The sequence below is a fragment of the Ureibacillus yapensis genome, assembly GCF_003515775.1.
Classification (GTDB): Bacteria; Bacillota; Bacilli; order Bacillales_A; family Planococcaceae; genus Ureibacillus; species Ureibacillus yapensis.
Window position 1 is genome coordinate 22,929 of record NZ_QWEI01000012.1, and the last position, 11,984, is coordinate 34,912.

9 protein-coding genes are annotated in these 11,984 nt (G+C 41.9%); 3 read left to right on the forward strand and 6 right to left on the reverse strand.

The annotated features are described in order from the left end of the window. Positions 1–14: 14 nt before the first annotated feature. The gene (locus D1B33_RS16350) at positions 15–797 is read right to left on the reverse strand and encodes an SDR family oxidoreductase (RefSeq protein ID WP_118877479.1); all 783 of its coding nucleotides are present in this window, start codon (positions 795–797) and stop codon (positions 15–17) included. Between the two features lie 220 nt (positions 798–1,017). Here D1B33_RS16350 and D1B33_RS16355 point away from each other — a divergent pair, with 220 nt between their 5' ends. After that, a complete protein-coding gene (locus tag D1B33_RS16355; protein WP_118877480.1) occupies positions 1,018–2,202 on the forward strand; it encodes a YbfB/YjiJ family MFS transporter in 1,185 nt (394 codons plus the stop codon). Positions 2,203–2,551: 349 nt separating this feature from the next. On the opposite strand, the gene D1B33_RS16360 is transcribed toward D1B33_RS16355, so the two are convergent. Next, a complete protein-coding gene (locus D1B33_RS16360; protein ID WP_118877481.1) occupies positions 2,552–5,662 on the reverse strand; it encodes an MMPL family transporter in 3,111 nt (1,036 codons plus the stop codon). A 151-nt stretch (positions 5,663–5,813) separates the two neighbouring features. On the opposite strand from D1B33_RS16360, the gene D1B33_RS16365 reads away from it, so the two are divergent. Next, positions 5,814–6,383: a TetR/AcrR family transcriptional regulator gene (locus D1B33_RS16365; protein ID WP_118877482.1), complete on the forward strand. Its 570-nt coding sequence runs from the start codon at positions 5,814–5,816 to the stop codon at positions 6,381–6,383. A gap of 97 nt (positions 6,384–6,480) precedes the next feature. Here D1B33_RS16365 and D1B33_RS16370 read toward each other — a convergent pair whose 3' ends face one another. Further along, positions 6,481–7,494 carry an ABC transporter permease gene (locus tag D1B33_RS16370; RefSeq protein WP_118877483.1) on the reverse strand — a complete coding sequence of 338 codons (1,014 nt, stop codon included), beginning with the start codon at positions 7,492–7,494 and terminating at the stop codon, positions 6,481–6,483. After that, positions 7,494–8,216, reverse strand: a complete 723-nt coding sequence (locus D1B33_RS16375) for an ABC transporter ATP-binding protein (protein WP_199677438.1) — start codon at positions 8,214–8,216, stop codon at positions 7,494–7,496. Before D1B33_RS16375 ends, D1B33_RS16370 begins: the two co-directional genes overlap by 1 nt. 123 nt (positions 8,217–8,339) lie before the next feature. Between D1B33_RS16375 and D1B33_RS16380 the strand changes: the two genes are divergently transcribed. Further along, positions 8,340–8,948, forward strand: coding sequence for a TetR/AcrR family transcriptional regulator (locus D1B33_RS16380; protein WP_118877484.1), 609 nt, complete (start codon positions 8,340–8,342; stop codon positions 8,946–8,948). Positions 8,949–8,976: 28 nt separating this feature from the next. On the opposite strand, the gene rpoN is transcribed toward D1B33_RS16380, so the two are convergent. Next, entirely contained in the window at positions 8,977–10,317 is a 1,341-nt protein-coding gene (gene rpoN / locus D1B33_RS16385) for an RNA polymerase factor sigma-54 (protein WP_233549516.1), read from the reverse strand. Positions 10,318–10,563: 246 nt separating this feature from the next. Next, positions 10,564–11,940: a sigma-54 interaction domain-containing protein gene (locus D1B33_RS16390; RefSeq protein WP_118877537.1), complete on the reverse strand. Its 1,377-nt coding sequence runs from the start codon at positions 11,938–11,940 to the stop codon at positions 10,564–10,566. Between the last annotated feature and the right edge of the window lie 44 nt (positions 11,941–11,984).

Below are 11,984 nucleotides of genomic sequence, written 5' to 3' on the forward strand. Positions count from 1 at the left end.
ATCAAGTTCTTTCATTAATATTTATAAGATTGCCCGCCATCAATAGGTACAACGGCTGCGTTTATGAAATCGGCTTGGTAGGAAAGCAAGAATGCCACCAAGTAGCCGACTTCTTCCGGTTTACCAAAACGTTTCATAGGGTTTGGCTCAACAAAGGCCTTTCCTACTTCTTCCCAGTTTACCGGATCCATTTGTTTTAATGAACCTTCTACCATTGGCGTCATGATCGCACCTGGTGCAATGGCTTTAATCGAAATCCCGAATTGGCCATACTCGATTGCCGAGTTGCGAGTTAAACCGACAACACCATGTTTACTCGCCGCATAGCCCGATTGATTTCCTACTCCTCGGATACCACCCACGGAAGCTGTGTTGACAATTGAACCCGAGCCTTGTTCTTTCATGACCTTCAACACATATTTCATCCCATAGAATACACCTTTTAAATTGACGCTTAGTACTTTATCGAATTCATCGCTTCCAAAGTCTTCGGTTAAATTTTGTTTGCCTTCGATACCCGCATTGTTGAAGAAACCATCGATTTTCCCAAACGTTTCCACCGTCTTGTTCACATAATTTTGAACTGCATTCTCGTCTGCCACGTTTGCTGTAATTAGAAGCGTTTCCGCATTGGGGGCTACTTCCAGGATTTTAGATTTTGTGTCTTCCAATCCTGTTTCATTTAAATCGACTAATGTTATTCGAGCCCCTTCTTTTGCGATTTGCAGAGCCGCTGCTTGTCCCAAACCTGACCCTGCTCCTGTAATAATGACAACTTTATCTTCAAAACGATTCATTTCATTATCTCTCCTTACTATTTTTTATGCTTTATGTTGAAATTTGCTGCTAATTCAACTTCCATCCTAAAATATTCCCGTTTGTATCAATAATTACACCCAGCTATATATCTATAAAAACCTTTCATCTTACGCTGCTTTCCTTCCAAAATCTAACATGATACAATTAGATTAAAATTTTTTGAATCTTGGCTCAATTGACTTTTAAGGGGATGGGATCTTGTCTAGACAGCATATAGGTGTCTTGTTTGGCGGGGTATTGATGTTGGTGGTGGCGATGGGCATCAGCCGATTTGCATTTACTCCTATTTTGCCGTTCATGCGGCTTGATGAAGGACTTTCTTTTGATGAAGGCGGCTATCTTGCTTCCAGCAACTATGTTGGGTATTTTGTTGGTGCTCTTGGGGCCGGGTTTATTTATCGCAATAAAAAGAGCTTTTTACTGATTAATGTACTATTCAATGTACTTTCTGTTTTCTTCATGGGCGTAACGCACTCATTTTGGCTCTGGATTATTCTTCGTTTTATCGCAGGTGCTACAAGCGGTTTTATTTTCGTATTAACTTCCAGTATTGTAATGGATTATTTGGCTTCTCACCTGTTGACACGTTTTTCGGGCTTTTTATTCTCCGGAATCGGTCTTGGCATTGCCATTTCCGGATTGCTCGTTCCCTTTGTTGAACCATCGTTTGCATGGGAAGGGGCTTGGATTATCCTTGGCATTATATCTGCTCTCTTTCTATCAATCACATTCTATCTTTGGCGAAAGGTTTCCATCCAAAATGGCAATAAGGTTGAAAGGTCAAAAGATACAAACATCTGGCAGGGTTTTATGCCCTGGCTAATCGTTGCTTATGGCTTGGAGGGGCTTGGCTATATTATTACGGGGACGTTTTTGGTAGATATTATTTATAATATTGAAAGTTTAAGACCGTTCGCCAGTTTCAGCTGGGTGATTGCCGGAATTGCCGCCGCTCCTGCTGCACCGATTTGGATGTTGCTTATTTCAAGATTTTCGACTGTGAAAGTTCTCTCTTTTGCATATATCTTGCAAATTATCGGCATTCTGCTTCCTGTTTTCACACAAACCGCATGGAACGTCCTGCTGTCAGCTTTTTTATTTGGCTTTACTTTTGTGGGCATCGTCGCTCTATCGACTGCCTATGCACGGGAATTATATCCGCAGCAAAGCGGCGTTGTGGTTTCCGCTTTAACCACTGTTTATGCACTTGGCCAAATTATCGGGCCTTTAATGGCTAGTTGGTTTGAGTTTTATTTTAATAGTTTCAAGGCGCCTCTCACTTTTGCCGGAGTAAGCGTTGCAGCAGCTTTGACGACATTGTTGATAGGAAAAGGATACAGCGACCGCAAGTCCCGCCTGAAAGTGAGCGAAACGTCAAATTAAAAAAGAGTCGGATTTACCGCTCTTTTCTTGCGAATTTCTAGTAAATTTCCATACAAATTTAAATTGCATGGCTAAATGTCCATTCATAACTTCTATCATCTGAATATGATGGTGCAAGAAGGAAATGGCAAATGGTTATCTATCAGGCCCCATTCCTTCTTGCAAATACGCCTCTTACTAAGTTTGAATCTCATTCAAATGAGGCATATTTTTTCTCCCCCACCCCTATTAATTACACCCATTTTGATGCCTATTAGCTCGGAACTAATAGGCATCCTTTTTCTGCCATAAATATCTACAAAAAAAGAATGGCTCCAAGAGTAACACTCGTATGGAGCCATTCTTTTTCTTATTCTGTTTTCTTCACAAATCTATTTTTCAATTTTTCCGTCAATCCCATCACTGCCGGCATGAACATTGGCAGCATCATAAAGCTTAGCAGCACCAAACCGATTATCACCAAAATGGCTACTTGCATTAATGTGACGATACCAGAAGGAATCAAGGCTGCAAATGTACCGCCAAGGATTAAAGCTGCAGATAGCACAACGCCGCCTATATGCTTCGAAGCATCAATAATGCCAACACTTCCTTGGTCTTTCACTTCATGATAACGCATCATTAAGAAAATACTATAATCCACACCCAGCGTAACAATCATAATAAAACTAAAGAACGGCACATTCCAGCTTAATATGCTTTGATCCAGCAACGACGTACTTAGCAGCTCGGCTAAACCGAGGGACGTATAGTAAGCTAAAATAAGAGACGCAATAATAACGATCGGCTGCCAGATGGAGCGCGTAATAAGCACCAGCACAATTGCAATGCCGAGCATCATAATAACGATTGTACGCGAAAAGTCATCACTTGAAATTTGCTGCAAGTCCACATTGGCTGCCGATTTGCCGCCCAGTGCAAGTTTTGCGTCTGCAAGACTCGAGCTTTTCGCTGCCGCCTGCATTCTATCATCGATCTCTTTTATAATAGACATGGCTTCTTTAGAATATGGATTCACATCCAAAATAATCGTCATGCTCGTCATTGTACGATCTTCTGACATGTACGTATTCAGACTTTCTTCAAAGTCTCCACTATCTAGTACTTGTTGTGGAATATAGAAGACGCTATTGGAATCTGAACTGCTCACATCTCCAAGATAATCTTGCGCTTCCACTAGACCATCACTGATTTCAGTCAGTCCATCCGTACTTTGCGCCAACCCATCCTGCAATGTTGTCATTTTATCTTGAAGTTCGGTCAAGCCTTCTTGCAATTGCATTTGCCCATCATTGACAGTAGCCAGCCCCGACTCAAGCTCAGACGTTTTGGAACTGATTGTGTTGACGCCTTCTTCACCCGATTGGAGGCCGGATGCCAATGTACTTGCCCCTGCTTGCAATTTGCCTGTTCCATCTTCAAGCTGCTGCAAGCCGTTTGTTATTTGAGCAAAGGCAGCATTAGCATCTTTTAATGAATTGACGGCCACCTGGTATTGCGGTGTCAGCTCTTGCAATTTCACTGCTAACTGTGAAAGTTGGCCCTTGGTCGCCTGCGCAGTACCAAGGGCGGTTTGGACATTCGCATCGGTTGCCAGCTCTGGGTTCGACTCAATTAGTGCATTCATGGATTGTTCAATTGCACTGTAGCCTTGTATGCTCCCCGCAATTGCATTTTCCACGGTAGTGAAAAATTCGCTGAACGCACCAAAGCCATTTTCCAGTTCTTTATAGCCTTGCTGCAACTGTACGGCACCATTGTTTAAAGAACTTACGCTTTGTTTTAGCGTGCTTAAGCCCGACTCTAATTCAGCTGCGCCATCCGCTCCATTTCCAAAGCCTTGCGCCACTTCATCCAAAGCATCACCCAGCTGGCCAACCCCTTGTTCCATTCTTGATGTGCCGTCGATCAGCTGCTGTACACTGTCAAAGCTGTTTTTATCTACCTTCCCTAACTGGCTTTCGGCATCGGACAGTCCTTCGTTAATCGTGCCTAAGCCCTCTTCGGCAGAGCCAAGGCCTTCATTTAAAACAGTCGTTTGCTCTCCTATATATAAATCCTGTATTTTTTCTCCGGCAGGCCGGGTAACGGAAAGCACTTTTGAAACGCCATCTACATTCGAAATCACTTCCGTCAACTGGTCAATATCCTGCAGGCTAATTTGCGTTGCAAGGGATTTATCCGCTTTGACCATAAGCGTTGTGGGTGCAGAGAAGCCTGCCGGGAAATGGTCTTCAATTACATTAATCGCTTGTTTCGATTCATAGTCATCACTGATTTCCACCAAATCGTTATAATTTAGCTCACCTGTATATTTCAACATAAATGGAATTGAAATGACGGCAATGATAGTCAATGCTGCGATTGGCCGGAAGAATGAATGCTTTGATAGGAAGAGCCATATTTTATTTTCACTATGGCCGTTTATGGTCTTTGCCGGCCAGAACATTTTAATGCCGAATACCGCCATGAAGAATGGGTTTAATGTCAGCAATACCAACAGCAGGACGGCAACACCAATCGCAACGGCCGAGGTTGCTTGATACAGCTTGAATTCTGCCAAATAGAGGGCCATAAAGCCGATAAATACGGCAATGCCGCTATAGATCACTGTTTTTCCCGCAGTTCGGTAGGTCTCGGTGATGGCTTTTAAAATATGGCCGCCCTTGCCAAGTTCCTCTTTAAATCGTGTGTATAGGAGGATATTATAGTCCGTTCCGATCCCAAACAAAATGACAATCAAGAATACTTGGGTAAAGTTCGAAAATGGAAAATCAAAACGATCCACCAGCTGTGTGACAATTCCGAGTGATACGATATAGGACACCCCCACCGTGATCAGCGAGATGAAAGGCACAACCGGTGAACGGAATACCAAAACCAATACCACCAAGATAAAAATGATGGCGATTACTTCCGTTTTCTTGATTCCTTCTTGAGAGGATTTTGCGAAATCATCCATCACGATATCTGTCCCCGTATAATAAGAATCCACTGATTCCACTGTTGTTGCAGCACGCAAAGTTTGGGCAACTTCTTCAACCGTTCCTTGGTTGGCATCCACATCGATTCTCGTTAAAATCGTGGTCCCATCTTCGGATACTAGCTGCTTTTTTGCCTCTTCACTATCTGAATAAGCCAGCATTTCCGTAATGCCGAGCTCCTTGCTCTTACTGTTTAGCGCCGAAATCGCTTGATCGATTTCTTCTAACTGCGCCTCAGTTAATGCTTCGGCATTGCCGCTTGCGAATACCGCGATAAATTGGTAGGTTTCTGCTCCCTCATCTGCCATTTCGGTCTGTATTTTTGATGCTATTTGACTTTGTGTATAAGAGGGAATTTCCACTTGTCCTTTTTCACGCACCAATGTGTCCAAATTCGGCATTGTGACAATCATGAGGACGGATATGGCAACCCAGAATACGAACGAAGCCGTGCGCACATTGAGCAAATTTTTCAAAATGAATCACCTTTCTTCTATATTTCTCTAAGCCTATAAAGTTCTTATAAGCGAAAATATTCTATTTGTACTTTATCACGGGCAAAAAGGTTAAAATATAGACAATCAGGGTTGAATTGTTTAAAAAACGGAATGAGATGGGGTTGAAAAAATGAAGCACAGTGATGAAACAAAACGGCTGCTTGCATCATCCTTAAAGGAATTAATGAAAATCAAGCCTCTCGAAAAGATTTCGATTCGTGAGTTGACTGCACATGCAAATGTCAACCGGCAAACTTTCTATTATCACTTTGAAGATATATATGACTTATTGAAGTGGACATTTCAGCAAGAGACGATCCAGCTCTTGGCCGTTCATGAAAGTACGCATGTTTGGCAGGAAGGGCTATTGCAGCTTTTCCGTTATTTGGGTGATAATCGAGAAATTTGTTTATGTGCCTTGCGTTCATTGGGCCGTGGCCATATGAAACGGTTTTTTTACGCAGATATTCACAATATTTTCGGCCGTGTTGTGTATGAATTTGGCGAAAAGTTAAAGGCACCGGAGGAATACATGGCGTTTCTGACGCACTTTTACACCATTTCACTTGGAAGCCTTGTGGAAAGCTGGCTTTTGGGAGAGATGGATCAAACACCAGAAGAAATTATCGACATGATTGATTTATTCATCCAAGACCAGCTGCTGGGAGCACAGCAGCGATTAAAAGAAGAACCTCGGTGATGATGCAATAAATTCGCTTTAAAAAGGAGTCTTCCTTATCTCAAAAAGCAGGTTCGGACTTTCCAAACCCGCTTTGAGCCACGGTCCGATACGTGCACTAAAAAGCGCGGTACTTCTTTAAACTGATAATATTCAAAGCAATAAAGATTATCGCAAAAAGGAATAGCACGAATAAATCCATTGCAATATCATTTATTTCATAACCTTTATACATGACGCCATTAAGCGCATCGGAGGCATAATAAAGCGGCATGATTCTGCCGATTTGCACCAGCCAATCCGCCATCCCGTCAAGCGGGAAAATGCCTGTGAAAAACACCTGGGGCACAATGACCAAAGGGATAAATTGCACCATTTGAAATTCTGACGAGGCAAAACTGGATAACAGCGTGCCAAGCGACAAAGCGACAAAAGCAACTAGGATGTTTGTTAAGAGCACCAACCAGATGGATCCAACCAATACGATATCGAGTACCTTTACAGCGTACAGCACAACGATGACGGTTTGAATCAAGGCAAACAATCCGTACCCAAGCAAGTAGCCCCCAACAATTTCATGGCGTTTGATCGGTGTTGCGAGCAGGCGCTCCAATGTACCGCTGGTGCGTTCTTTTAAAAGGGCAATACCTGCAATCAAAAATACGAAAAAGAAGACAAAAAATCCAACCAGCATTGGGCTAAAAACATCAAAGCTATTCGTGTCTGCATCGCCATAGACAAAGTCTGCTTTCATTGACTGCTTTACATCGTTTCCATTAAAACTTTGAGCAAGCATAATTTGCATGGCCTTTGCTCTTTGAGGCTGGGCGTTCAGCAGCGTTAAATGCATTTCCCCCTCTTGAATGTGGAGCCATCCATCAACTTCTTCTTCCATCATCTTCTCCTTCGAATATTTATCTTTCAGCGTCAAGTCAAAATCACTTTCCTCAAGCACCCCATTAACGAGAGGATTACTCCCCGTCACCACAAGCTTCAAGTCGCTTGTTTCCGAGTCGAAAATAAAATACATTAGCGTTAGAACGAGTAATGGAGCAGCAAACAGCAATGCGAGTGTTCGTTTATCTTTTCGCAATTGCTGGATGATTCGTTTTATCAATGCTAGCGTGCGCATCAATGGCCACCTCCAATTTTTACAAACACCTCATCCAATGATGCAGCATGGTATTGGGCTTTTATTTCCATTGGCGTTCCAATCGCCACAATCTCTCCTTCGCGCAGCATCCCGATTTTGTCGCAACGTTCTGCTTCATCCATTACATGTGTCGTAATTAGGATTGTTTTCCCTTCTTCCGCTTTGAGCCGTTCCAGCTCTTTCCAAATCGATTGCTTCAGCAAGGGATCGATGCCGACGGTCGGTTCATCCAATATTAAAATCTTGGGATTTTGTATCAAGGCAATCGCCAAGGATAATCTGCGCTTCATTCCACCTGAATAAGCAAAAACAGAGACATCCAGATCATTGGAAAGCTGAACGATTTCCGCAGCATAGTCAATACGGATTTTCCGCTCGCTCTTGGACATGCCATAGAGCTTTGCAAAAAACTCCAGGTTTTGCCTCCCTGTCAGTTCTGTATAAAGGGCATCGGATTGTGCCATATACCCGATTTCCGAGAGCAATGAAGCATCGGGCACACGTTTTCCCAGCACCGTGATTCCTCCTGCATCCGGCTTCATCATGCCGACGATCATTTTAATTAATGTGGTTTTCCCGCAGCCTGATGGACCAAGCAACCCATAAATTTTTTGGCTTTCTATTTGAACACTTAGCGGCTTGATCACTCTTTTTCTTTTAAAAGATTTTGATAGCTCTTCAATATGAATTGCATTTTGCAACCCACTCACCCTCTCGTTATTCAATTTCAATGAACACTCTGTTGATTTCAATTTCATTTTAGGATACGCTATTTCCAATTACAATGAACACTTTTACAAATATTGTTAAGGAGAGGTGACGAAATGGCCGAAATCCATGAAAAGATGGCGCAAAAAACAAAACAGGAAATTAAAAAAGCTTTTCTTGAACTGGTGGAAGAGATAGGATTTTCAAATGTTTCCGTGAAAAAAATTGCCGAACAGGCCGGGATTAATCGAGGGACATTTTATTTACACTTTGTCGATAAGTTTGATGTAATGGAGCAAATACAAGAGGAATTACTGAAGGATTTACACGCTCGAATTGAGCTGATCGCGCCAAAGGATGTATTTAAAGCAATCCATGAGGGACAGCACTATCCACCATTGTTGGCAATTTACCAATTCGTCCACGATTATGCCCATGAGTTGAGAGTACTTTTGGGTGACCAGGGGGACCCTTCCTTTGCGAGGAAAATCAAGCAAATCTTCGGAAATACTTTAATCGCTCAATTAACCGAAGTTTCGTATGAAGGAAACGACGAAGAATTCCGCAACTATTTGTTTGCGTTTTTAACGTCGGCGATTTTAGGGATTATTCAGGAGTGGCTTAATGATTATGAAGGAAAAACAGTAGAAGATATGGCAAAAATCCATTACAAGCTTTTAGGCTTTATTGGCAACCTTAGCCATTTGCTTAGAAATCAAAAATAGCACCCAGCCCAATTTTATGAGTGAAGTGCTATTTTTTTCTTGATCGTTTGGTGGACTGCATGATTCCCAGTTCCTCCCGATATTTTGCAACAGTCCTTCTTGCAATTTGAATCCCCTCTGCCATCAAGATATTGGCGATTTTCTGGTCTGACAGTGGTTTTCGTAAATCCTCTCCTTCAATAATCGCCTTAATTTTTTCCTTGATCAAAATGGTGGATGCTGCTTCTCCACTCTCTGTTTTGATGCCTCGTACAAAGAACGCTTTAAGCGGAAAAATGCCTTTTGGCGTTTGTATGCATTTATCATGGATGGCTCTGCTGATTGTGGATTCATGGAGTTCCACAAGTTCCGCGACGTCTTTTAAACGCAAGGGTTTCAAGGCTTTTTTTCCATCTTTCAAAAAGTCTTTTTGCCGCTGCAATACAATCGATGTTACTTTGTAAAGCGTTTCATGCCGTTGTTCAATCCCTTTCATCAATAACAAGGCATCGGAAAGTTTCGTTTTTAAATAGTTATTTACTTCTGCATCCTTGTTTATTCTCAGCAACTCTTCATAATAGGTGTTAATCGATATCTGGGGTAAAAATCCATCATTTATTCTAATAGCCATTTCTCCATTCAATATTTCGACAATTATATCCGGAATGATATATTCTGTTTGCCTATTTTCAATCTCAATTACAGGACGAGGATGAAGCTGCTGGATATATGAAAATATGGTTTGCACTTCTTCTGTTGTAATTTCATAAGTGTCTGCAAGCAATTGAAATTGCCGGTCTGCCAAATCTTCCAAATGCTTTTCGGCAAATTCGGCCGCAAGTGGCGGTGCATTTTTATGATGTTGTATCTGTATAAGCAAACACTCGCTTAAACTTCTTGCCGCAATGCCCGTCGGCTCGAAATTTTGCAGGATTTTAAGCAGCCTCTCCCCATCATCCACTTCCAACCCGTACTGTAACGCTACTTCCTCCACATCGCATATTAAATAGCCGGAATCATTTAAACTTCGTATAAAATACAGCAATACTTCCTTTTCGCTGCGTGCCAGGCCTTTTTCCATTGCAAGCTGCTCCATTAAGTATTGCTCCAAGGAGACTTCGGGACTTGCGATTTGGTTGAATACATCAAACGGTTCTTCACCTGTTGAAATGCTGCCCCGCGCAAAATCACCATCATGCAGCCGAGCCATGTCAATCGTACGCTCTGTTGTAATCTGTTCTTTTAATTCGATAAGCGGATTCGAATTGGCTTCTTCCCGGATATAGCTTTCCAGCTCTTCCACCGACAGCTTCAATACTTCCAGCGATTGCTTTAACTGAGGCGTCAACACCAATTTAGCTTCGAGCTTTTGCTGCAAATGCATAGACATATCCACTATGCACACCTCCTTCTCTATGTAAAATCAAATACGCCTTGGCGTATTTGTGACTGTCGCTTTGCTTTCGTCACAGTCAAAACATATGTGTCCAGATTTTATCGAGCAATGCTCGATAAACCTCCTTTAAAAATCTGTGACATCCGCCGGAGGCAATTAACTTCATTCAGTCTAGAAATGAATCCCACAAAATTGATTCACCTTTTGCATTCATCTCACACTTATAGAAGTGGAAGTCTTTTACTGAATGAAGTTAATTTGCATATTTAATCGTTTCATCCGATATTGCAAGCTTTGCCGGCTGATGCCCAATTCTTTGGCTGTATTCGTTATGTGGTAATTATTTTTTTGCAAAAAGTGCTGGATATATCGTTTTTCAAATAGCGCAAGCTGATCCGATAAATGCGTATTGTAATTGCTGTCCGCTTGTAGAAGCCTCGTCGCTGGATTGGATGTTTTCGTTTCCCTTTTTCGGTATTGATAGGGAAGATGATGAAATTCAATCGTTTCCTCATGGTTGATTAGGTTTAATGATGCTTCGATCACATGCTCCAGCTCTCTTACATTCCCTGGCCAATGATGGGATTCAAAAAAATGGAGCACTTCATTTGAAACTCCCTTCACTTCCAATTTAAACAATTCGTTATATTTTGTTATAAAGTTTTCTAGCAATACTGAAATATCTGAAATCCGATCGCGCAATGGCGGGATAAAGAGCGTGACAACCGCCAATCGGTAATATAAATCTTTCCGCAGGCGGTTATTTGCAATTGCATCAATCGGATCTTCATTCATCGTTGCGATGACTCGGACATCAATCGGAATTTCCTTTGTTCCCCCTACTCTGCGTACCTTTCTTTCTTGCAATACGCGCAATAATTTTGATTGGAGAGGTATATTCAAGGAATTTAATTCATCTAATAAAAGCGTGCCTCCCTGAGCTTGTTCAAATAATCCCGGCTGGTCAATTGCGCCTGTAAATGCACCTTTTGCCGTACCAAATAGTATTCCTTCTATTAAAGAATCCGGCAAGGCAGCGCAGTTCTGGGAGATAAATGGCGCATTGGCCCTGTTGCTTTCCGAATGAATGCTTTGTGCAAAAAGTTCCTTGCCCGTACCGGTTTCGCCAATAATCAAGACACTTGAATTGGTACGCGTTGCCCGTTTTGCTAAATTAATCACTTCTTGCAGCTCGCCGCTCTTTCCAATAATATGATGAAATGTAAAATGCGTATTCGTTTGCTGGTGATTCCTGCGCATTAACCGTTCCATTTTCGTGACATCGGTTGCCATCTCGACGGCTGCATGAATTTCATCATTTATTTTAAAAGGAAATGTTTGATTGATCGTCGTAATTTCAACACCACGATTATTAAAGTAAGTCTGTTTTACATTGACAACTTCTTCGCCTTGTTCTAAAGAATGCAATAACGTACTGCTTTGATTATCTTGAAATCGAAAGACATCGCGCACATTCTTATGTAGGACATCTTCTTCATTCATTGCCTCCATTTCGCGCATTTTTTTGTTATAGATAATGGTCTTTCCGACTTGGTCAACCGCGTGTATCCCAACACCAACACGCTCGATTATTTCTTCATATAACTGGAGCAGCATGGATGGTTTTATTTTCAATTTGAACACCTCTTCTTAATCATATC